The sequence below is a fragment of the Pedobacter miscanthi genome (assembly GCF_032678605.1).
GTDB lineage: Bacteria > Bacteroidota > Bacteroidia > Sphingobacteriales > Sphingobacteriaceae > Pedobacter > Pedobacter miscanthi_A.
Map to the genome: position 1 here is coordinate 89433 of NZ_JAVTSU010000012.1, position 22381 is coordinate 111813.

General features: G+C 39.8%; 19 protein-coding genes. 2 read left to right on the forward strand and 17 right to left on the reverse strand.

Annotation, left to right across the window (positions count from 1 at the left end; translation table 11 throughout):
• Nucleotides 1–45: 45 nt before the first annotated feature.
• The 16 genes from R2R28_RS18295 to R2R28_RS18370 all read right to left on the reverse strand — a co-directional run bounded on the left by R2R28_RS18295 (nucleotide 46) and on the right by R2R28_RS18370 (nucleotide 19230).
• Nucleotides 46–1035, reverse strand: coding sequence for an aspartate-semialdehyde dehydrogenase (locus R2R28_RS18295; RefSeq protein ID WP_187591457.1), 990 nt, complete (start codon nucleotides 1033–1035; stop codon nucleotides 46–48).
• 524 nt (nucleotides 1036–1559) lie between these two features.
• Complete coding sequence (locus R2R28_RS18300) at nucleotides 1560–2429, reverse strand: sugar phosphate isomerase/epimerase (protein ID WP_316827130.1); 870 nt, start codon at nucleotides 2427–2429, stop codon at nucleotides 1560–1562.
• Between the two features lie 10 nt (nucleotides 2430–2439).
• The gene (locus R2R28_RS18305) at nucleotides 2440–3312 is read right to left on the reverse strand and encodes a sugar phosphate isomerase/epimerase (RefSeq protein WP_316827131.1); all 873 of its coding nucleotides are present in this window, start codon (nucleotides 3310–3312) and stop codon (nucleotides 2440–2442) included.
• A 10-nt stretch (nucleotides 3313–3322) separates the two neighbouring features.
• A complete protein-coding gene (locus tag R2R28_RS18310; protein WP_316827132.1) occupies nucleotides 3323–4213 on the reverse strand; it encodes a sugar phosphate isomerase/epimerase family protein in 891 nt (296 codons plus the stop codon).
• Between the two features lies 1 nt (nucleotide 4214).
• Entirely contained in the window at nucleotides 4215–5453 is a 1239-nt protein-coding gene (locus R2R28_RS18315; protein WP_316827133.1) for a nucleoside permease, read from the reverse strand.
• Nucleotides 5454–5698: 245 nt separating this feature from the next.
• On the reverse strand, nucleotides 5699–6379 hold the full coding sequence (locus tag R2R28_RS18320; protein ID WP_316827134.1) for a DUF1080 domain-containing protein: 681 nt from the start codon (nucleotides 6377–6379) through the stop codon (nucleotides 5699–5701).
• Between the two features lie 34 nt (nucleotides 6380–6413).
• On the reverse strand, nucleotides 6414–7871 hold the full coding sequence (locus R2R28_RS18325) for a Gfo/Idh/MocA family oxidoreductase (protein WP_316827135.1): 1458 nt from the start codon (nucleotides 7869–7871) through the stop codon (nucleotides 6414–6416).
• Nucleotides 7872–7904: 33 nt separating this feature from the next.
• Nucleotides 7905–8288 carry a c-type cytochrome gene (locus R2R28_RS18330; RefSeq protein ID WP_316827136.1) on the reverse strand — a complete coding sequence of 128 codons (384 nt, stop codon included), beginning with the start codon at nucleotides 8286–8288 and terminating at the stop codon, nucleotides 7905–7907.
• A 24-nt stretch (nucleotides 8289–8312) separates the two neighbouring features.
• Complete coding sequence (locus R2R28_RS18335) at nucleotides 8313–9371, reverse strand: sugar phosphate isomerase/epimerase family protein (protein ID WP_187591449.1); 1059 nt, start codon at nucleotides 9369–9371, stop codon at nucleotides 8313–8315.
• 8 nt (nucleotides 9372–9379) lie between these two features.
• Nucleotides 9380–10537, reverse strand: a complete 1158-nt coding sequence (locus R2R28_RS18340) for a Gfo/Idh/MocA family oxidoreductase (RefSeq protein WP_316827137.1) — start codon at nucleotides 10535–10537, stop codon at nucleotides 9380–9382.
• Nucleotides 10538–10869: 332 nt separating this feature from the next.
• Nucleotides 10870–12570: a GMC family oxidoreductase gene (locus R2R28_RS18345; RefSeq protein WP_316827138.1), complete on the reverse strand. Its 1701-nt coding sequence runs from the start codon at nucleotides 12568–12570 to the stop codon at nucleotides 10870–10872.
• A 25-nt stretch (nucleotides 12571–12595) separates the two neighbouring features.
• Nucleotides 12596–13180 (reverse strand): gluconate 2-dehydrogenase subunit 3 family protein, encoded by a 585-nt coding sequence (locus tag R2R28_RS18350; RefSeq protein WP_316827139.1) that lies wholly within the window; start codon nucleotides 13178–13180, stop codon nucleotides 12596–12598.
• A gap of 280 nt (nucleotides 13181–13460) precedes the next feature.
• Entirely contained in the window at nucleotides 13461–14366 is a 906-nt protein-coding gene (locus R2R28_RS18355; protein ID WP_316827140.1) for a sugar phosphate isomerase/epimerase, read from the reverse strand.
• Nucleotides 14367–14415: 49 nt separating this feature from the next.
• Nucleotides 14416–17346, reverse strand: coding sequence for a TonB-dependent receptor (locus tag R2R28_RS18360; protein ID WP_316827141.1), 2931 nt, complete (start codon nucleotides 17344–17346; stop codon nucleotides 14416–14418).
• Nucleotides 17347–17540: 194 nt separating this feature from the next.
• Complete coding sequence (locus tag R2R28_RS18365) at nucleotides 17541–18563, reverse strand: FecR family protein (protein ID WP_316827142.1); 1023 nt, start codon at nucleotides 18561–18563, stop codon at nucleotides 17541–17543.
• A gap of 106 nt (nucleotides 18564–18669) precedes the next feature.
• Nucleotides 18670–19230, reverse strand: coding sequence for an RNA polymerase sigma factor (locus R2R28_RS18370; protein WP_316827143.1), 561 nt, complete (start codon nucleotides 19228–19230; stop codon nucleotides 18670–18672).
• 413 nt (nucleotides 19231–19643) lie between these two features.
• On the opposite strand from R2R28_RS18370, the gene R2R28_RS18375 reads away from it, so the two are divergent.
• Nucleotides 19644–20588, forward strand: coding sequence for an NAD-dependent epimerase/dehydratase family protein (locus R2R28_RS18375; RefSeq protein ID WP_316827144.1), 945 nt, complete (start codon nucleotides 19644–19646; stop codon nucleotides 20586–20588).
• 100 nt (nucleotides 20589–20688) lie between these two features.
• Entirely contained in the window at nucleotides 20689–21417 is a 729-nt protein-coding gene (locus tag R2R28_RS18380) for a YebC/PmpR family DNA-binding transcriptional regulator (protein WP_316827145.1), read from the forward strand.
• A 159-nt stretch (nucleotides 21418–21576) separates the two neighbouring features.
• Here R2R28_RS18380 and R2R28_RS18385 read toward each other — a convergent pair whose 3' ends face one another.
• Entirely contained in the window at nucleotides 21577–22356 is a 780-nt protein-coding gene (locus tag R2R28_RS18385) for a dienelactone hydrolase family protein (RefSeq protein WP_316827146.1), read from the reverse strand.
• Nucleotides 22357–22381: the final 25 nt, after the last annotated feature.

A 22381-nucleotide genomic window follows, 5' to 3' on the forward strand; every position in this document is an offset into this window, starting at 1 on the left:
AAAAGCCTCCCGATTTTACATCGGGAGGCTTTTGAGTTTTATTGATTAAACCAATTCTTTCTGAATCAGGTATTCGGCAATCTGAACGGCATTGGTTGCAGCACCTTTGCGCAAATTATCGGCAACAATCCAAAGGTTTAATGCTTTGGGAGCCGACTCATCTCTACGGATCCGGCCTACAAAAACCTCATCTTTTTCATGAGCATCTTTAGGCATTGGATATTTTAAGTTAGCAACATCATCAACAACTATTATGCCTGGCGATTTTTCTAAAATGCTGCGCACTTCAGCTAAATCGAAATCATTTTCGAACTCAATGTTTACCGATTCTGAGTGACCACCCATTACCGGAATACGAACCGTTGTAGCGGTAACTTTAATGCTATCATCGCTCATGATTTTATTCGTTTCCTTAACCATTTTCATTTCTTCTTTGGTATATCCGTTTTCCAAGAAAACATCAATATGCGGAAGAACGTTTAAGTCGATTTCGTATGGATAAGCTTTCGGGCCATCAATACCTTTACGCTCATTCATTAATTGCTCAACCGCTTTAACACCAGTACCAGTAACCGATTGGTAAGTAGAAACCACTACACGTTTAATTTTGTATTTATCGTGCAAAGGTTTTAAAACCACTACCATCTGTATTGTAGAACAGTTTGGGTTAGCAATAATTTTGTTATCGATAGAAAGTTCGTGTGCATTTACCTCCGGTACAATTAATTTAATTGCCGGATCCATTCTCCACGCAGAAGAATTGTCGATAACCGTTGTTCCGGCTTCTTTAAAACGTGGTGCATGCTCCAATGAAGTATTGCCACCGGCAGAAAACAAAGCGATATCTGGTTTCATGCTGATTGCAGTATCCATGCTAACAATTGGGAACTTCTTACCCTTAAAAGTAATTTCCTTACCAACACTCTTTTCTGATGCTACGGGAATTAACTCTGTTAAAGGGAAATTTCTTTCTTCCAATACTTTTAACATGACAGTGCCAACCAATCCGGTTGCACCTACTACTGCTACTTTCATTTTAAATTTTTTTATATTATTAATTATTTGATATGAGCCAAATATGCTAAAAATTAAGCTTATATCCCTATTGTTACCAATTAAATTTGCTTTTAATATTTAAAATTTTGGGTTTTCGATAGAAAATATGGGTAGAGGGTAAATCATTAATTCGATTTAGTAAAACTTGATAAGAGAGGCTTTTTACTTTTTTGGAAAGCAGGTTCAAGCATTTATCGGTTACGAAAGTCCTGCCATCCGCTTTATCCCGATGAAGAATCGGGATGCCCGCTACTGTCAGGTTTAATTAACCTAGGTCAGCCGTGCTAACATCAAGAGATCATTAGTGCGGTAGTGCTGCGTTAGGGATTGTAAGGGTTCAGTGCTGATGTTTTCATCGGCACCGGAGCGAAGCGGAGCCCTGAAAAAGCCCGGCCCTTGCGTAGCATGGGAAACACCCATATCAGTTTGCAATCTGCAGTTTACAGTTAGAATCGTTTTTTATATACCCCGCAGGTTTTTAATTCCTGAGGGGTATAATAAATTTAAATCAAACTTGCTTTGATATAATCGCAGCTTGTTTTGATCGAGCCAATTGGATCTGGCTGATAGTTATTTTCGTGCTCTACAAAGAAGTGCTGCATGCCTGAAAGTTTTGCCTGTGCAAAAATGGCTTTAAAATCAATTGATCCTTTTCCCACCTCTGTATTTAACTCCGGTTTGGCTTTGTCCATATCTTTTACGTGCCACATTGGGAAACGGCCCGGATATTTTTTGAACAGGGTTAGGGGATCGTTACCCGAACGCACCACCCAGTATAAATCCATTTCAAAATTAACCAGGTTTTTATCTGTTTCGCTTAAATACACATCGTAACCGGTGGTATCGCCCAATTTTTTAAACTCGAAATCGTGGTTGTGGTAAGCAAATTTTAAACCTGAGGCTTTCGCAATTTCAGCCACTTTGTTAAAATCACTTGCGGTTTTTTTGAAACCATCTGCACCCTTGCTCATATCAACATGTGCGCCGGCAATGGTAAAATATTTACCACCAATTGCAGCTGAAGATTCGATATCAGCTTTTAATTTATCGGTATTTCCGGTCTTAACAAAATCGTCCATCCCGTAATGACCGCTTGGCGCTTTTAGGCCATTGGCATCTAACAGGGCTTTAAATTCTTTAGGGGTTAATCCCCAGAATTTCCCGTTAGAAAAACCATAGGTTTCCACTTCTTTATATCCGGCTTTTGCTACTTTTTCAATAACGCCTTTTACATCTTTTGGCAATTCATCACGTAAGGTGTACAGTTGGAGGCCAACATTTTTGCTTACTTTATCAAAAGCAAATGATGGAATTAACAATGCCGCTCCGGCTGCTAATCCTGCCTGTTTTAAGAATATTCTTCTTGAATTCATTGCCTAAAAATTAAATAATTTCTTTTTTAATAAATGCACAACTTGCAGTAACCGATCCAAGCGGATTTGGCTTGTAATTGGTTTCGTGCTCAACAAAAAAGTGCTTCATCCCTGAAAGTTTAGCCTGGGCAAAAATTGGTTTAAAGTTGATTGAACCTGTTCCAACTTCAGCGTTTAATGCCGGATTGGCCTTGTCCATGTCTTTAACGTGCCACATGGTAAAACGGCCCGGATTTTCTTTGAATAATTTAATCGGATCGTTGCCTGAGCGCACTACCCAATATAAATCGAGTTCAAAATCAACAAACTTTTTATCAGTTCCTTTTAACAGGATTTCGTAACCAGTGGTATCGCCATGTTTTTCGAACTCAAAATTATGGTTATGGTAAGCCAGTCTGATACCAGCCGCTTTAGCCATTTTACCGGCCTCATTTATTCTTACCGCAATTTTTTTATAATCATCGGCAGTTTTTCTGATGCTTTCATCTAACCAGGGGATGGTTACATATTCGCTTCCAAGCACTTTAGCGGCGGCAATTGCAGCTTTAAGTTCTGTGGTATTTCCATCAGTTAAATAAGTGCCTAAGCCGTAATGGCCGCTTGGTGCTTTTAAACCATTGGCATCTAACAAAGCTTTAAATTCTTTAGGTGTTAAACCCCAAAATTGATCTTTTATAGAGAAACCATAAGTTTCTACTTCTTTGAAGCCTGCTTTTGCCACTTTGGCGATGGTTCCCTTTACATCTTTCGGAAGCTCGTCTCTTAAAGAATATAACTGTAAACCTACTACTTTTTTATCGGCAGCGAATACAAAAGATGGAACCAAAAGTGCTGCCGCTGCAGCCATACTACTGTTTAGTATAAAACTTCTTCTTGATATCATAGGTATATTTTTAAATGTCACAGATGGCAACAGCCTTTTTTAAGGAGGCTATTTTATCAGCGTTTTTTGGTATAAATTCTTGTGCAACGAAACCTTTAAAGCCGGTTTCGGCAATGGCTTTCATAATGGCAGGATAATAAAGTTCCTGGGTATCATCGATCTCATTTCTACCCGGAACACCAGCGGTGTGGTAATGGGCAATGTATTGTTGATACTGTTTGATATTGCTGATTACGTCTCCTTCATCGATCTGCATGTGGTAAATGTCGTAAAGCAATTTAAAGTTTTCCGATCCAAGACGCTTGCAAAGTTCAGCACCCCACGAAGTTCTGTCGCACTGGTAATCTTTATGGTTGAGCTTACTGTTCAATAACTCCATTACGAGTACCACATTGTGTTTTTCTGCGAGAGGAAGGAGCTGTTTTAGACCCTTTACACAGTTGTTCCATCCTGTTTCATCATCTTTTCCACGGCGGTTTCCACTAAAGCAAATGAGGTTTTTATAGCCTGCTTCAGCCACAAGTGGAATCATTTTGGTGTAATTCTCAATCAGTTTTGCGTGGAATTTCTCATCGTTAAAACCATCCACCAGGTTAATTTCGGCACCATTGCACATGGAAGAGAATAGACCATGTTTTTTTAAAGTTGGCCAATCCTGCGGTCCAACGAGGTCGATGCCTTTAATACCGATTTTTTTGGCTTCGGTACAAAGTGTTTCTACATCGAAACTGCTAAAACACCAGCGGCAAACGGCATGGTTGACATTTCCTTTTAATTTCAAGGGCTGATCTGATTCTTGTGTATCCATTGCTAATGCTGAAAAGCTGGAAGAAACACCAATCGCAGCAGTTCCTGCGATGATGTTTTTTAAAGCATTTCTTCTATTCAGGTTTGAGCTCATATTAAGCAGCTTTGGCTTGTATCTCTGACTTGGTTTTATCATTAAAAAGAACAGCGAACAACAAGAAAACTGCTGCTGCAATTCCTGCCGGGATAATCCAAACCATTTTCCAGTCGGTTACATCACCGGTTTTATACATATCAGTAATTAATCCTGCCACTTTAAAACCAATCAACATACCAACACCATAAGTTGCAAGGGTAATGATACCTTGTGCTGCACTCTTAAATTTTTCTCCTGCTTTAGAGTTGGTATAAATCTGACCAGAAACAAAGAAGAAATCGTAACAAACACCATGAAGGGCAATTCCGATAATGAGCATAAAGCTTAAGTTGCCTGCATTACCATAAGCAAACAGCACATAACGTACCGCCCATGCTAACATACCCACTATAATGGTTTTTTTGAAACCATATTTTGAAAAGAACACAGGGATAGCCAATAAAAATAACGCTTCGGAAACCTGACCAATAGCCATTTTACCTGTTGGGTTGGAAACTTTAATATCTGCCAGGAAAAGCCCTGCATTTTGGTAATAAAAGGCTAGGGGAATACAGATCAGGATGGAAGAAATGAAGAAAACAGCAAAGTTTTTATCTTTTAAAAGTTTTAATGCATCTAAACCTAAAATGTCGCCTATTTTTATTTTTTCGCCTTTAGCAACCTTCGGTGGAGTAGCTGGCAAAGTGAAGCTAAACAAGCCCAATACCAAAGAAGCGATTCCGGCCATTAAAAAGGTACTTTTTAGTAATCCGGCCTGAATTCCTTCCGGCGAGTCCCAGTGGAAAGCAAAGCTGATTAATAAACCGGCAATAATCCAACCGATTGTACCGAACACCCTGATGTTTGCAAATTCTTTTTCTGCATCTTTCATCTGATTAAAAGAAACTGAATTAACCAGTGCAAGGGTTGGCATAAATAAAATCATGTAACCTAAAACATAAGGGTAGAAAACACTAACATCAGGTGCATTGTACATTTGATACATTAAAATGGCGCCAATAATGTGTAGAACGCCTAAAATCTTTTCGGCATTAAAATACCTGTCGGCAATAAGGCCTATTATAAATGGAGCAATGATGGCTCCCCATGATTGGGTTGAAAATACAGAACCAATTTCGGAATTGGTTGCTTTTAAGTTGTTGCTCAGGAAGGCTCCCAAAGTTACAAACCATGCGCCCCAGATAAAAAATTCCAGAAACATCATGGCAGAGAGTTTAAAGCGAGTAGTGCTATTCATTTGGTTTATATAAGGTTATTTTAAGGTATAAGGTTAAAGGTATAGGGTTGTAAGGTTAAAGCGAAAGCGGGTAAACATTATGTTTTCCCGCTTTCTAACTCAAATATATGATTAAAGCGAAAGAAAGGAAACCCTCAGCCTCTTGCCCTACACCTTCAACCTCTTTTTACTATTAAGTTTTAAGTGTATTGTTAAAGGGAAAGAAAGAAAACCTTCAGCCTTTTACCTTACACCTTTAACCTCTTTTAAAGTTCTTTAATAGAGATGTTTTTGTACCAAACTTCATCTCCATGATCCTGTAAGGCAATTTTACCGGTTTTAAAAGTTCCCCAGTTTTCCCATGTTGCAAATTTACTACCTGCAACAATTTTTTTCCAGCTGTCATCCCAAAGGGTGGTTTTTACAACTTCAACACCATTTAAAATTAAGGTTAAATTACCTTTTTTACTAATGATTTCTGCTTTATTCCATTCGCCAACAGCTTTAACCGGCTCTGATGAACTTTTTACCAGGTCGTATAAATCACCTGCACGGTGTTTGGTGATTTTTCCGTCAGGGTGACCATCGTTATCAATTACCTGCATTTCTAAACCGGTAGAGTAGGTAGCATGGTATTTAGGTTCTTCGTGAACGTAAAAAATTAAACCGCTATTGGCTTTTGGAGCTACTTTCCATTCATATTTTAAATGGAAATCACCATATTCTTTATCGGTAACTAAATCGCCACCACCATCAGTGCCTTTTTTGGCTAAATCAAGGTGTAATGCACCATCCTGAACTTGCCAGCCGCTACCAACGTTAGTTTTGTTATAAGTATGCCAGCCTGTAGTGGTTTTACCATCAAACAGTGGTTTAAAGCCTTTTTGAGCTTTTGATATTTGCGTAACTGCTAATAAGATGCAAGCAGAAAGAAAGATTTTTTTCATATTTTTTTAAATAAAACCTGATAGGTTTGGATTATTAAAGCGTTAAATTGTTCCAGCCTTTGCGGTATTCGCGTTTAACAAACTGGTTTGCTTCATCGAAATTGGTTACTTTCATGTTGTCATTATCCCAAAGCATTTTAGTGTACCTGCCCGGATAAGTAACTTTGCCATTTACGGTTTTCTGGATATCGAAACTTCTGATTGCCAGGTTGGCCATTAATAAAGCTTCAGTTAACGGACCAGCAATTTCGAAAGGAGAACTCACTTCCTGTTTGCCATAACCCGCAATTGCAGCTTCTACCCACTGTTTGTAGTGTCCGTTTGCGCCATCTGGCACGCGGGCATATTTAGCGGCAACTTTAATGTCCTTATTTCTGCTTAGCGGCAATAATTTAGGATTTGCACTATAAGTTTCAGACATCATTTTTCCTTTAGTTCCGATAAACAAGGTTCCGTTACCACCATCGCCAAAAGTTTCGTCAGCTCCTAATTCTTCAGGACGTTCTGGCTGGATACCACCATCCATCCAATGCAGGGTAACATCACCTTTGGTTTTATTCGTTTTAGGGAATTTTAAGGTAACGTGACTTGATGGAGGGCAGCTTTCGGGGAAATAACCGCGTTTAAATTCGTCAACGTAAACAGAGCCCACACTGGCCTCTACTTCTTTGGCATATTTTAAGTTTAATACACTAAAAGGAGCTTCAATTAAGTGACAACCCATGTCGCCCAGGGCACCGGTTCCGTAATCCCACCAGCCACGCCAGTTAAAAGGAACTAATTTGTCTATAAAATCTTTTTCGGGTGCAGTACCTAACCATAAATTCCAGTCTAATTCAGCAGGGATTTCGGCTTTTTTTGTTGGTCGAGGAATTCCTTGCGGCCAAACCGGTCTATCTGTCCAAGCGTAAACTGTGTGTACATCGCCAATTAAACCAGCTTCATACCATTCTTTCATTTGGCGCGGACCATCGTTTGATGCACCTTGATTTCCCATTTGGGTTACCACTTTATATTTTTTTGCGGCTGCGGTTAGAATACGAGCCTCATAAATATCATGTGTTAAAGGTTTCTGCACATAAACGTGTTTGCCCAATTGCATAGCTGCTAAAGCCTGGATGGCATGGTTATGATCAGGAGTAGAAACAGACACAGCGTCGAAATTTTTATGTTCCTTATCTAACATTTCACGCCAATCTTTATAGTATTTTGCTTTAGGGAAAGCTTTAACACTATTTGCTGCACGGCGGTCGTCTACATCGCATAAAAAAGCAATGTCTGCTTTTCCGCTTTTGTAAAACATGTTTAAATCGCTTTGGCCTTTGCCGCCAACGCCAATGCCGGCAACCAATAAACGATCGCTTGGTGCTAAATAACCGGGCCCACCTAAAACGTGGCGGGGCACGATCATAAACGCAGCAGCGGCAATAGCTGTGGTCTTAATAAAATCACGGCGGTTACTCGTGTTTTTATTTTCTTGCTCTGTTTTCATAACTAGTAAATCGATTTGCTAATTTGGTTAAAATTATTTTTTAAGGGATAAAATGTACTTCACCATTAATTTTGCATCGTCTTTTTTAAGGGTAGCATGAGCAGTCATTGGCATATTGCCCCAAACTCCGGTACCACCTTTAATAATTTTATCGGCTAACATGTTGATGTTTTTCTCGGTAGCCGGATATTTCTTTGCAATGTCTACATAAGCAGGACCGATAATTTTATTGGTCTTGTTGTGGCAACCTAAACAGTCGTTTTTGTTGATCAGTTTTTCGCCTGGATTCGATTGGAAAGCAGCATGGTTTGTCATTGTTGCTGTTGCAACCACGGTCTTTTCTTTTGCTAAATCTGCTTTTGAAAATGAAGCCATAAAAATGACTACAGCGCCTAAAATTAAAAATGTTTTTTTCATGTTGTGTGTGTGTTTTGTGTTTTGTTAATCTTGTAATCCTAATATTCTTTTATTGAAAGCGCTATCACTACCTGATGCTGCAAAATCGTCAAAGGCCTTATCCGTTACGTTGATAATGTTCTTTTTAATGAATTCTGCACCTTCACGGGCGCCATCTTCCTGATTTTTAATGCAGCATTCCCATTCCATAACGGCCCAACCTTTAAAATCGTACTGGGCCAATTTACTAAAAATGGTTTTAAAATCAACCTGCCCATCTCCTGGCGAACGGTAACGGCCAGCGCGGTTTGCCCAGCTCTGGTAACCACCAAAAGTGCCTTGTTTGCCCGTAGGGTTAAATTCTGCGTCTTTCACGTGGAAGGCTTTGATGCGTTCGTGGTAAAAATCGATGTACTGAATGTAATCCAATTGTTGCAGCACAAAGTGTGATGGATCGTATAATAAGCATGCACGAGGATGATTATTTACTGCGGCGAGGAACATTTCGTAGGTTTCGCCATCAAATAAATCTTCTCCCGGATGGATTTCATAACAAACATCAACACCGCATTGATCAAACTCGTTTAAGATTGGCGTCCAGCGTTTTGCCAGTTCAGCAAAACCTTCTTCAACCAATCCCGCAGGGCGTTGTGGCCAGGGGTGGAAATATTGCCATAATAATGAACCGCTAAATGTAGCATGTGCATTTAAGCCTAAGTTTTGAGAGGCTTTTGCTGCATATTTCATTTGTTGCACGGCCCATTCCGTTCTTGCTTTCGGGTTTTTATGTACTTCTTTTGGTGCAAATGCATCGAATAAATCATCGTAAGCCGGGTGTACAGCCACCAACTGACCCTGTAAGTGGGTAGAAAGTTCGGTGATCTCTAAACCATAAGAAGCAATTTTACCTTTCAGTTCGTCGGCATAGGTTTTGCTTTCGGCGGCTTTTTGAAGATCGATAAACCTTGCATCGAGTGTTGGCATCTGGATGCCTTTAAAACCTAATCCGGCTGCCCATTCACAGATATTTTCTAAAGTGTTAAATGGCGCTTCGTCGCTTATAAATTGTGCTAAAAATACTGCTGGTCCTTTTATAGTTGTCATGCTGGATATTATAGTTTATAATCGTGCCATTTTTGATCGGATTGGCTGGAAGCCACCACATTTTCGATAAATGCCATTCCCCTGATGCCGTCTTCTGTACCTGGAAAATCCAGCATTTCTGCTGTAGGCTGCTCATTATTGAGCTTTGCATCTATTGTTAACGCGAAATTTCTGTAAATATTTGCAAATGCCTCCAGGTAACCTTCCGGATGACCACCAGGTGTGCGGGTATTGTGTTTAGCAAAACTGCCCATATAACCGTTACCAGTTCTGTAAATCTGTGCAGGTGCGTTTAACCATCTTACAATCATGGTATTTGGTTCCATCTGGTGCCATTCTAAGCCTCCCTTTTCGCCATATACCCTGATTTTTAATGCATTTTCTTCCCCGGCAGCAATTTGCGATGCAACAAGCACGCCATTGCTGCCATTATCGAATTTTAACAGTACGTTACCATCATCATCAATGGCCCTGCCTGGAACCACTATATTTAAATCGGCACAGATTTTTGTGATTTTCAGGCCTGAAATATATTCGGCTAAATGTGCTGCGTGTGTACCGATATCGCCCATGCTACCGCTTTTTCCGGTTTTAGATGGATCGGTACGCCAGGCCGCCTGTGCATTGCCTTCGCGTTCTGATAAGGTGCTTAGCCATCCCTGTGGGTACTCTACCACAATTTTGCGGATGGCACCCAAAGCACCTTCGCTAACCATTTGTTTAGCCTGTTTAACCATTGGGTAGCCCGAATAGGTATGTGTTAAACATAAGGTTAAGCCGGTTTCTTCCACTTTTGCCTGCAACTGTTTTGCCTCATCCAAAGTTAAAGTGATCGGTTTTTCGATTACCACGTTAAAGCCTTTATCCAACGCCATCATTGCAGGGGCAAAGTGGGCAAAGTTTGGTGTAACGATGGTTACAAAGTCAATTTTTCCATCTGCTGGCAATTCGCTTTCCTTGGTCAGCATTTCTTCGTAATTGCTGTAGATCCTGTTATCAGGAAGGAAAAGCAATTTTCCAGATTCATACCCGATTTCAGGGTTTACACTTAAAGCTCCGGCAGTTAATTCGATCAGGCCATCCATATTGGCGGCCAAACGGTGTACGGCACCGATAAAAGCGTCTTTTCCACCGCCTATCATGCCCATTCTTAATTTTCTTTTCATTTTATAAAGGTGTGAGGTGTAAGGTGAAAGGTTTAGGGCGATTTTCCTATAGCTTAAATCTTGTGCCTCTTGCTCTGTTTTTTAATTTAATTAGGGTTTAAGGTGTGAGGTTTAGGGTTTAAGGTAATTTTCTAGCGCCTTCAGAAAGGTTTAGGGTTCTTAAGCCTTACACCTTCTGCCTTCTACCTCTAAAAAGGTTTAGGTTTTGAGGCAATTAAATCTACCTTACGCCTTCCTCCTTCTACTTTAAAAAGGTTAAGGGTAAAAGGTGTAGGACTTTTGGGTAATTAAACCTTGTACCTTACGCCTTTTACCTTAAACCTCATACCTTTCTAGATATTCTTTTTCTTTAATTCTTTAACAGCATAATCGCAGGCCCTGGCAGTTAAGGCCATAAAGGTTAGCGATGGATTTTGACAGGCGATTGATGGCATACAAGAACCGTCGGTTACGAAAACGTTGTTCACTTCGTGCATCTGGTTCCATTTGTTCAGTACGGACGTTTTTGGATCGTTACCCATTCTTGCCGTTCCTTGCTCATGGATGGCCATGCCGGGATAACAGCCATTATCAAATGTTTTGATGTTTTTCAAGCCTGCTTTTTCTAACATTTCGGCAGCATCGTTCATCATATCCACACGCATTTTTTTCTCGTTCTCTTTGTATTCGCAATCAATAGCCAATACCGGCTGACCCCATTTATCTTTTTTGTTGTGATCGATGTATACCTTATTTTCGTAGTAAGGAAGCATTTCTCCGAAACCGCCCAGTCCCATGTTCCATTTGCCTGGTTTGGTCATTTTTTCTTTTAAATCTGCACCAAAGGATAGTTCGGCAACATCACTTTGCCAGTTTGCCCTGCTTGCACCACCCTGGTACCCGAAACCACGCAAATAATCACGTTTATCGTTGCCGATGTTTTGATATCTTGGTACGTATATTCCGTTTGCACGGCGGCCATAAGTATATTTATCATCAAAGCCCTCAGCTTCTCCATTTGCTCCACAACGAAAATGATGATCCATTAGGTTATGACCTAACTGACCACTTGCGTTACCTAATCCATTTGGATGGGCTTCGGATGTTGAGTTTAACAGCACGAATGTTGAACCTAATGTAGAACCGTTAACGAAAACAATTTTTGCATAAAATTCCATTGTTTTGTTGGTCTCCGCATCAATTACCATTACACCTTTTGCTTTTTTGGTATCTTTATCGTAAATGATATGATTTACGATCGAGTATGGCCTAACCGTTAACCTTTTTGTTGCCATCGCTGCAGGGAGGGTAGAAGATTGTGTACTGAAATATGCTCCAAACGGACAACCGCGGCTACATAAGTTTCTGTACTGGCAATTACCACGGCCTTTATGGGGAACGGTTAAATTGGCGGTACGGCCAATCATAATAATACGTTCTCTTTTATAATGTTCTTCTACGCGTGCTTTTACCGATTTTTCTACAATGTTTAAATCCATTGGTGGTAAAAACTCACCATCAGGACAGGTAGGCCAGTTTTCTTTAGAACCACTGATGCCAGCAAATCGTTCTGCATAATCGTACCAGGGAGAAAGTTCGGCATACCGAATTGGCCAATCATTTCCATGGCCATCCTTTTTGTTATCCTCAAAGTTATGGTCGCTAAAACGGTAGCTCTGGCGGCCCCACATTAAAGATTTACCACCCACGTGGAAACCACGGTACCAATCGAAACGTTTATCTTCGGTATATGGGCATTCTAAATCGTTTACCCACCATTTTTCATTAGCTTCCTGGTAAGGATAATCTCTTTTTTGTACCGGGTGGGTACGTTTTTGCTCTTCGGTTAGTTTACCTGCATGTTTAAAATCCCATGGATTTTTCATCGCGGTTTCGTAACCGGTAATGTGTTCAATGTTCATTCCTCTTTCGAGCATTAAAACACGTAAGCCTTTCTCTGTTAGTTCTTTTGCAGCCCAGCCGCCACTAATCCCCGATCCTATTACAATAGCATCGTAAGTATTTTCTGCTTTTAAATCTGTATTTAAATTCATGATGTTTTGTAGTTGAGGTTAGAAATTAGGTTGCCCATGATTTTTGGCCTGGCTTTAATGTGGTGTTACCATCATATCGGCCCGGGATAAGCACATATTCGCGTGCTTTGGTGCAACCAATTTCTGAAGAATAATAACCGAGCAGCGTTAAATCCCTTGCGGTGGTGAAAAAGTAAGCCAGATCTTTGTTTTCTTCTGATTTGCTTTCTTTTTGGGCAAGTGTGATTGTTCTTAAATCGATCATTAATTTTTTCCGGTCGACTGGTGTTAAAGTGATGTAGCTTTTACCGAAATCTTTCATTGATTTTGCCTGAAGATCTTTAAAGCCCTGTGCAAATGAAGTTTGCATGGTAGCAGGATAACAGTCTTTCATCATCATTGGGATGAATTTTCCTAATCCTGCGGCTTTGGCCCCGGCAGAGGTTTTGGTAGTCGGGACAATAATATCAGCGAACTCGGCAAAAATCTTTTCGTCTTCCAACGAGTAGTTCACAAAATTTTTTTCGTTTTCAGGGAGCGTAAAACTTTCAAATAAAACGCCCATTGTGCTTGCTGAGATTGCTCCTCCCAGCAAAAATGCGACGTTTTTGAGTGCTTCTCTTCTGTGCATCGTCTTTATGGTTTTATATATTGGTTATATTATGTGTTGAATTAGTAATATTAGAAAAAATATAGCGGAAAGAATAAATTTTTTGGAGTAAATTATCAGACTGCAATGCGATTGTTACTGAGTAGAATTGTTCTAAATAAATAGGTTTTTGTGGCTCTATTTCTATTTTAAGCAGGTTTTTATAGTCAATTTACTTGGTGTAAAAAGTACATTTAGTATAGGTGAGTGGCTTATTTACTAATAAATTGAAAAACGAACTTATTTAAAACTAAAACCTGATCTAGATCAGGTTCTTTTTGATGTAATTATAGCTTTCGGTTATACTTTGATAGGGTTCTTTTTTAATGATGTCCTGCTCTGTGAAAATGTAATCCAGTCCGGCCAGTTTTGATGCCGCAAAAATACTTTTGAAATCTATTCTGCCAGCACCTACTTCGGTAAAAACGGCTTTGTCTGTTTTATCCATATCCTTTACATGGAACGTTTTATAACGGCCCGGATTATTCTTAAACATCGCTACCGGATCTAAACCTGCATTTACCGCCCAAAAGATATCGAGTTCAAAACTAACCAGTTTGGCTTCGGTTTCTTTTAACAGGATTTCGTAACCGGTAACGCCATTGCCCTGATCTTTAAATTCGAAATTATGGTTGTGGTAAGCCAGTTTTAAACCCGATTTCTGACAAAGTTCTGCAGCCTGGTTAAATTTTGCAGCCATACGCTTGTAATCGTCTAAGGTACCGTTCGCCCTGATATCGGTTGGCAGGGCAGGAACTACAAAATATTTCTGGTTTACGGTAGCAGCGGTTTCGATATGCGATTTTAATACTTTGTCGTCACCTGAAGATAAAAACTCGGTTACGTTATAATGTCCGCTAGGAGAGGTGAGGCCATTTGATTTTAGCAACGTATTGAAATCTTTTGCTTCTAAACCCCAAAAACCTTTTACTTCGTATTTGCCCGGATAACCGTAATAGGTTTCTACCTGGTTATAGCCAATTTTAGCAACCTGTTGTATGGTGGCTTTTACATCAGCCGTTAATTGTTCCCTCAGGGTAAAAAGCCCGATACCGATCTTTGAAACCTTGGCTGATTGGGCCAGGGCTGTGGTAATAATAGATGGACTTAAAAAAGCGGCCGCACCTGCTAAACCTGCCTGTTGTAAAAATGATCTTCTTGTTGTCATGGTGTTTTTAGAATTAAAAAAACCGGAGCGTAAACTCCGGTTTGATTTGTTAGAATGAATAAGCCAATGATCCCCAGAAAGTACGCTGAAGTAATGTTCTGCCAATCATCAATGTGCCAGGGGTAACGGTCGAGAAGTCCCTGAACTGATCTCCGCGTACATCGCCCTCTGTCAGCACTTTTGCATTTAACAAGTTGTCTGCCCAAAACCTTATCGAAACTTTTTTAGTGAAATTATATCCTGCACCAGCTTTCATTACCACATAGGCAGGTAATTTATAACTATCGCTAGGAGAGGTGAAACGACTGCCCACATAGTTTGCCGCTACGTATAAATTGAAGTTTTTGTAATCGTAGTTGGCACCTAGTTCGGTATTTAATACCGGAACACGTTCTGTTCTTTTACCGGTAAAACTATACACGCGGTCGCCAAATTCGGCCAGTATCGCTGCGTTTCCTTTGGTAGAAGCTTCGTAATCGGTGTATTTAGAATCCTGCAAGGTTCCGGTTAACCGCAAACTAAGTGGTTTGGCAATTTTGTATGAAACTTCGTATTCGGCACTGAATGTACGCGTAGAACCAAATGCAACAAGCGCCTGTGTACCGGCTGCTGCTGTTGGCACATTGATGGTTAAGGATACATTTTTAATGGCCGAATAACTTCCTGAAGCAAAAATGGCCAGGTTGTTCTTAGCATATTTAAAACCTACCTCTCCTAAATAAACCGGACGTTTTTTGATGTTGGCCGCGTTATATGCAGATGCATTGTAATCGCCTATTGTTGGTGCATTGTAAGCTTTGGTAGCCCTGACAAAGATACTAGAGGTTGAGTTGATCTTGTAATTGGCACCAACCGATGCAGCCCAATTGGTTAAGGTTTCATCATAAGGCGTGTAACCTAAAATGGTTGCCGTTGCAGTAGCTGTATTATTAACTGTTCCATCTGTATTTAAGGCGTAATACGGTCTGTCGCCTTTAACATTCTGGTTATCAACCCTTGCGCCTATATCTAAACGCCATTGTTCGGAGATTTTGATCTCATCAGAAGCATAGGCTGATAAAGTTCTGGTATCGCCGATAAAGGTATTTTTGGTCTGGATGGTACGTTCGCCTGCAGTAGGCGACTGTAATATAATGCTCGGATGTTCTTTAAATTCGGAGAATGAACGGAAAGCATAGCGCAAATCATCGCGGTTATACTGGTGGATGCCTGCACCGATGCCTAAATTGTGGTTTTTAATGGTTTTTTTTAAATCCAGATAATCAACGATCTGTACATCGCTGTTAATCTGTCCGTTGGCTGACGAAGTGATTACATAATCGCCTGCAGCAAATGGAGCAACAGCGCCACCAGGATAATAGTAAGGTGTTGCTGCAGTTCTCGCTGCAATTCCGGATGGAACGGTATAAGTAGAATTGGTATGGGTATTCTGATAACGGAAATTGTTAACGATCTGCCAGCCGCTATCCGTTAAATAATTGAACTGGAAACCACCTGATCCTAATTTGGTATGGATACCATCGGTTAAGCTGAAATTGTGGTTGCCGGTTGCCGGATCGTTATAACTCCATTCGGTTTGAAGCGGAACGATTGATTGCGAAGCCATATCGTAATCGCGGTAAGTAGTCGGTTTCCCGGTACCATCGTAAGGATAATAACTGGTTAACAGGAACTGCACTTTATCATTCAGGTATTTACCATATACACGGATAAAGCCTTTATGGTTTTTGAAGTTAAAAGTCATGTTACCTTTAACCTGTCCGCCCTGGTTGGCCGGATTGAAACCCTGATCTACCACGCCGTTATCGGTGCGGTAAAAACCACCAATGTTGTATTTAATGTTATCGTTTATCTTGCCTCCGGTATTTCCATCAATACGGTATAAACCCTGTGAAAAACCTGAGGTAAATTTAAACTGGCCATATTGTTTATCGGCACCCACATAACTGATGTTGTTTACCACAGCTCCTGGTGTATTTGCCTGGATGATGGAAGCATTACCACCCCTAACGGCTTCGATATTCTGAATGGTTAAATCTGTTTTGTAATATTGATCTACTGATGGATTGGTATTGAAACCTGTTGGCAGAAGCGGTAAGCCATCTTCCTGGATGCCGAGGAAAATATAACCACCCTGCTGCGGAAACCCCCTTACCCAAACGTTACCCGGACCATCACCACCGGTACTTTCTACCGTTAAACCTGGTATTGCTTTTAATAAATCGGTACTATTTAAGGGAGCCCTGTTGGTAATGTCTTTATTGCTTACAGAGGTTAAGGCCACACTACTTTCCAGTTTTTTCTTCGGATTACCACCAGTTACCATCACACTTTCCAGTTGCAGGTTATCTTCTGATAAACTGATGTTCAGGTTTTCATCGGCATTGCCTGCAGATAGGTTGACTTCTTTCGAAATGAAACCTACATAACGCACGACTAAAACCCGGCTATCAACGGTTAAACCTTTTAAGGCAAAGGCACCGTTTTCGTCGGTTGTGGTGCCGATTGATTTGCCTTTTACGGTAACGGATACCCCTGGGATAGCATTGCCCTTGCTATCGGTCACTTTTCCGGTAACGATACCTTCGAAGGCTTTTAACAATTCGAGGTTGTTATTGGCGGGAATAGAATAGAGCAGAATCTGATCCTTAACTATCCTATATCCCACGTCATAACGTTTTAGCGAATTCTCAAGAAAGTATTTAAGCTTTTGGTTCACCACGTTAATGGAAACTTTACGTTGGGAGTTAATTAACTGCGGACTGTAAACAAATTTAACATTGGCCAGTTGTTCGGTTCTTTCTATAATGGATTTAATATCGGTTTGATCGGCTTTGATCGAAATTGGTGTATTCAGAAAGTCCTGTGCGCCTACATTGTTTGCAAACGCAGCACAGGTAAAAATTATTATTGCAAGTATTTGGTAAATCGAAACTCTCATTGCATATATCGCCAGCGAAATAAGTTGATTTTTTTTCATAAATTTGGTTATTGTTCATTAAATGATTGGATTTATTGGACATAGGAATACCATGAATACATTTCTAATGTATTTAACTCGCCGGCAATGCCCCACATTGTCGGCTTTGTTTTTAGAAAAATATGATGGAAAACGAGCCGCGGTTACGGGCTGCTGGTGGTGTAGTTTTTCTTCATCGTTTTTATATAATTTGGTTAGTTTTTATTGGAAACCACAATGCTGGTTCCCTGGATATAATATTTGCTTGATATGGTTCCGCAAATCAGGTCGAGCTGCTCATACAGCCCCTTTTTGCTTAAATCTCCGGTAAAAGTATAGGTGGATATCTGCTCGTTATCCGATTTTATCTCAATGCCATAAGCTTCGGATAAGGTTTTGAAAATTTGTTTAATGCTTTCTTCTTTAAAGTTGTAGCTTAAGCTGGTGGGTATATTGTAAGCTTCGGCCAAAGGAATGGGTTTACTTACCAGTGTTTTGTTTAACTGATGATCTGTAAAAATACCTTTTTGATTCGGTGTAAGCAGGATCGGTTTAGCCAGTTTTTTTTCTGAAAAGACAAATAGCGAACTTTTCTGGTTTTCTGCTACGCTAACTTTTCCGGTTCTTACCGCAACCTGTGCAGGCATTTTATCAGTAGCCGATTTAACCCAGAAACTGGTACCCAAAACACGCACAACCAATTTTTGATTATACACATAAAAGGGGCGTTTAGGGTTTTTACTCACCGAAAAGAATGCGCTTCCTTTTAAATAAACCGTTCTTTTATTCGCTGCAAAAACTTTTGGATAAATAATATTCGCTTGTGGCTTAAGTGTTACCGTACTTTCATCGCTTAACGAAATTACCATGGTACTGTCGCTCTCATTGGTTTTACTGATTAAGCTTAGACTGGCATTTTCGTCTAAAAAAGATTGCTCAGCGTGGTTGTAAGTGGCCAGGTATAAACCAGCGATAAAAAAGGCAACCAAGATAGAAGCTGCAATGGCAAATTTTGGCCAAAGCTTTTTAACTTTTGGCACCGGCACCGGTTTGCGTTGTGTACTATTAATGTTCAGCCAAACATTGGCCTGCATTTCTTCTAATGCAGTTGATGATAAATCTTTAAAGTCGTGGCTATTTAAGTTATGATACCATTTATCGATCCAAAGCTTTTCGGCCTCGGTACAATTTCCGCTTTCGTAACGGTTAAGTAAATCGTAAAATGATTTCTGGTTCATAAGGAAGAATATTTGGCTTTATATTATACCAGTAACACAATGAGGGTTAACCCCTAAAGGCAGGAATGAAAAAAAACGAAATAATTTATAATTTACTGATAATCAGTTATAAAAAGATGTAAAAATTTTTAATATATTCTTTTATCCTTTTGATAGAGCGGGTAATGTGGTATTCTACAGCCTTTTCTGTAATGTTTAAACCGGTAGCAATATCTTTGGTAGATTGGTGCTGGTAGCGGCTGAGCCTGAAAACTTCCTGTGTTTTTTCGGGAAGAGAATTAATACCTTTTTCAATAATGGAAGAAAGATCGTGAAGGTCTACAAGGTTGGCGGTATCCTGGTGATTTTCTGAATAGGTGAGCGTTTGGTACGCTATGTATTTATTCTCCATCACCAAACTGCGGATATGGTTGATCACGCTGAGCTTTAATGCCCCAAATAAATAAGCCTGGAGATTATTGATCTGTAAATCCTGCCGCTTTTCCCAAAGGGAGATAAAAATATTTTGTACCAGTTCTTCAGCAATTACCCTATCGCCCGTTTTTTTGTAAGCAGCATAGAGCAGTTCCTTACTAAAAGTAAAATATATTTTTTCGTAAGCCTGCTTATCGCCCTGTTTTAGGCGGTTAAGTAAATTTGCAGATTTTTCAGGCTCAAAAGAGGTCATTTATTTGGTTGTTCGGGGTAATAATGATAGTAAATGTAATAAAATTAATGTTGTATCGTGCGATTGTTGTATCGTGCGATTGTTGTATTGTTGGGTTTGATTGTTGTATGTTGGAAAGTTGAAAGGTTTTAATGTTGGAATGTTAGCGTATGGTGCCAGACGCTTAGCATTAATTTGATTTTCTCGCAAATTCTGTCCTCCTGAACTTGTTTCAGGATCTGCAGCAGATAAGTTTCAGTTAACAATTCAACAATTCGCTGTTGCAGTTAACCAGTTTAAACAATTTATGCAGTTAACCTTTTCCATTAGGCTTCCTTCAAAAATTAACCAATCATGCCCCTTTTTACACTAAGTATAAATATTTTATCGCGTTTTATCTCATTTTTTTACCTTTGCTCAATCTCAAAAAAATTATGCAAGAAAAAATTGTTGTTTTAGGCTCAAACGGGCAAATTGGTACCGAGTTGGTAACCATGTTACGTAAAATATATGGTGATGATCACGTAGTTGCGTGCGATATCCGCAGACCGGATTACGACATCAAAAACTCTGCACCGTTTGAATTTGTGAATGTGCTGGATAAAGAAATGATTAATGGCATTTTTCATAAATACAAACCAACACAGGTTTACCTTTTGGCGGCTTTATTATCGGCTACCGGTGAGCAAAACCCAAAACTGGCCTGGGACTTAAATATGAATGGTTTGCTGAATGTGTTAGATTTGGCTTTAGAATATAAAACGGCAAAAGTATATTGGCCAAGTTCTATTGCTGTATTCGGACCAAACTCTCCAAAAGATAATACTTCGCAATATTGTGTAATGGATCCAAATACCGTTTATGGAATCAGTAAACTGGCAGGTGAGCGTTGGTGCGAATATTATAACCAAAAATACGGATTAGATGTGCGGAGTATCCGTTACCCTGGGTTGATCAGCTGGAAAGCCGCACCAGGTGGTGGAACAACCGATTATGCCATCCATATTTTTCATGATGCATTGAAAAAGGGCAGTTACCAGAGTTTTTTAAATGCGGATACGGAATTGCCAATGATGTACATGGATGATGCGATCCGAGGAACCATTGAATTGATGGATGCTCCGGCTGATCAGATTTCAGTTCGCAGCAGTTATAATTTTGGAGGGGTAAGTTTTACGCCTGAGGTTTTAGCAGCAGAAATCAGAAAACATATTCCCGATTTTACATTAACTTACGGCGCTAATGATCCACGTCAGCAAATTGCAAACAGCTGGCCACGTTCTATAGATGATAGTTATGCAGCAAAAGACTGGGGCTGGAAACCAGAGTTCGATTTATCGAAACTGACAACAGATATGTTAAATAATTTAAAAAAATAAGTAGAGAGGTTAAAGGTGTAGGGTATAAGGTGTAAGGGTTTTTCCCTGTCCTGATACTCAATTCTCCATACTTGCTACTAAAATACTTCATACTCAAAAAATGGGAAGAGCATTCGAATTTAGAAAAGAGAGAAAATTTAAGCGTTGGGCCAAAATGGCGGTTCAGTTTACGCGTATTGGTAAAGATATCGTAATGGCGGTAAAGGAATCCGGACCTCATCCTGAAACCAACTCTCGTTTACGTACGGCGATGCAAAATGCGAAGGCCGTAAATATGCCAAAAGATAGGGTAGAAGCAGCTATTAAGCGTGCATCTGATAAATCGATGGCCAATTATGAAGAAATTGTGTACGAAGGTTATGCACCACATGGTGTTGCCGTTTTAATTGAAACTGCCACTGATAATACCAATCGTACGGTAGCTAACGTTCGTAGTTATTTTAACAAAACTGATGGCTCTTTGGGGAAAACCGGTTCTTTGGACTTTGTTTTTAACCGTAAATCTATTTTCCGTTTTGTACCTGCTGAAGGTCTAGATCTGGAAGAATTAGAATTCGAATTAATCGATGCCGGTTTGGAAGAACTTTATGTAGAGGCCGATGAAGATGGAAACGATGTAGGTGTTGCACAAGGTGCTTTCGAAAACTTTGGTTCTCTACAAAAAGCTTTAGAAGAGAAAGGTATCGAGCTAAAAAGTTCTAAATTAGAACGTATTGCTTTATCTCACCACGAGGTTACCGAAGAGCAGGCTGCTGATGTACTTAAATTAATTGATAAGTTAGAGGAAGATGATGATGTGCAGGCCGTTTACCACAATATGGCTGAGTAATAGCGATTGATATTTATTGAAAAGGTTCCGGTGTTAACATCGGAACCTTTTTTGTGCGATAGTGTCGTCATCTCGACTGAAACGCAGTGGAATGGAGAGATCTATCTCGAGACAGATTTTTCGACTGCCCTGCACTCCGCTCGAAATGACGATACGTTATTATTTCTTGTGCGAAAATAACCAGCTTAATAACTCTGGTTCGGCAAAAGCACTATCCCAGCTGTTGTGGTTGGCATTTGGATAAAGGGTAAATTTCACTTCATCACCAACCGTTTTTAAGCGTTCGGCAATGGCAATTGAAAAAACAGGATCAACGATATCATCTTTAGCACCATGAAAAATCCAAAGCGGAATTTTCTGGTATTTTTTAATGTTGTTTGTATTGTCTCCACCACAAATGGCGATGGCTGCGGCAAATTTACGATGCTCTCTTCTTAACAGTTCGTAAGTCCCCATTGCACCCATTGATAAACCACCAATATAAACCTGATCTTTATTTACATAAGGTTTTTTAAGGAAATTTTTAACCATACCCTGTAAGGCATGCATCACTTTGGTTGGCTTGCCGCCTTCTACAAAACTGATTTTCCTTTTACCTTTCGCATCTTTTTCAAAATTTGCATTTGCCCAAAAATCGTTCTGCGGACATTGGGGGAAAACCACAATGGCCGGGAAATTTTTGCGGACATCAGCTTTTAAGAACAGTTTTCCTCCATGTACCAGCTGACTGGCGTTATCATTACCCTTTTCTCCGCTTCCATGCAAAAAGAAGATGATCGGGTATTTTTGGTCGGGATTAAAATTCTCGGGAAATAATATCCTATAATAAATAGAATCCTTTCCCTTGACATAGCTTCCCCTGTCGTATTTTTTAAAATCCTGAGCGTTTAAAAAGAGTACCGAAAAAAGAATGCAGATAGTTAGAATAATCTTTTTCATTCAACAAAAATAGGAAACCCTGGCT

Excerpts from the sequence above, each read along its gene's own strand:
- R2R28_RS18345 (WP_316827138.1), bottom strand. The coding sequence starts at position 12,570 with ATGAATTTAAATACAGATTTAAAAGCAGAAAATACTTACGATGCTATT.
- R2R28_RS18365 (WP_316827142.1), bottom strand. The coding sequence starts at position 18,563 with ATGAACCAGAAATCATTTTACGATTTACTTAACCGTTACGAAAGCGGA.
- R2R28_RS18335 (WP_187591449.1), bottom strand. The coding sequence starts at position 9,371 with ATGACAACTATAAAAGGACCAGCAGTATTTTTAGCACAATTTATAAGC.
- R2R28_RS18305 (WP_316827131.1), bottom strand. The coding sequence starts at position 3,312 with ATGATATCAAGAAGAAGTTTTATACTAAACAGTAGTATGGCTGCAGCG.
- R2R28_RS18385 (WP_316827146.1), bottom strand. The coding sequence starts at position 22,356 with ATGAAAAAGATTATTCTAACTATCTGCATTCTTTTTTCGGTACTCTTT.
- R2R28_RS18300 (WP_316827130.1), bottom strand. The coding sequence starts at position 2,429 with ATGAATTCAAGAAGAATATTCTTAAAACAGGCAGGATTAGCAGCCGGA.
- R2R28_RS18375 (WP_316827144.1), top strand. The coding sequence starts at position 19,644 with ATGCAAGAAAAAATTGTTGTTTTAGGCTCAAACGGGCAAATTGGTACC.
- R2R28_RS18315 (WP_316827133.1), bottom strand. The coding sequence starts at position 5,453 with ATGAATAGCACTACTCGCTTTAAACTCTCTGCCATGATGTTTCTGGAA.
- R2R28_RS18360 (WP_316827141.1), bottom strand. The coding sequence starts at position 17,346 with ATGAAAAAAAATCAACTTATTTCGCTGGCGATATATGCAATGAGAGTT.
- R2R28_RS18320 (WP_316827134.1), bottom strand. The coding sequence starts at position 6,379 with ATGAAAAAAATCTTTCTTTCTGCTTGCATCTTATTAGCAGTTACGCAA.
- R2R28_RS18325 (WP_316827135.1), bottom strand. The coding sequence starts at position 7,871 with ATGAAAACAGAGCAAGAAAATAAAAACACGAGTAACCGCCGTGATTTT.
- R2R28_RS18310 (WP_316827132.1), bottom strand. The coding sequence starts at position 4,213 with ATGAGCTCAAACCTGAATAGAAGAAATGCTTTAAAAAACATCATCGCA.
- R2R28_RS18355 (WP_316827140.1), bottom strand. The coding sequence starts at position 14,366 with ATGACAACAAGAAGATCATTTTTACAACAGGCAGGTTTAGCAGGTGCG.
- R2R28_RS18330 (WP_316827136.1), bottom strand. The coding sequence starts at position 8,288 with ATGAAAAAAACATTTTTAATTTTAGGCGCTGTAGTCATTTTTATGGCT.
- R2R28_RS18295 (WP_187591457.1), bottom strand. The coding sequence starts at position 1,035 with ATGAAAGTAGCAGTAGTAGGTGCAACCGGATTGGTTGGCACTGTCATG.
- R2R28_RS18380 (WP_316827145.1), top strand. The coding sequence starts at position 20,689 with ATGGGAAGAGCATTCGAATTTAGAAAAGAGAGAAAATTTAAGCGTTGG.
- R2R28_RS18370 (WP_316827143.1), bottom strand. The coding sequence starts at position 19,230 with ATGACCTCTTTTGAGCCTGAAAAATCTGCAAATTTACTTAACCGCCTA.
- R2R28_RS18340 (WP_316827137.1), bottom strand. The coding sequence starts at position 10,537 with ATGAAAAGAAAATTAAGAATGGGCATGATAGGCGGTGGAAAAGACGCT.
- R2R28_RS18350 (WP_316827139.1), bottom strand. The coding sequence starts at position 13,180 with ATGCACAGAAGAGAAGCACTCAAAAACGTCGCATTTTTGCTGGGAGGA.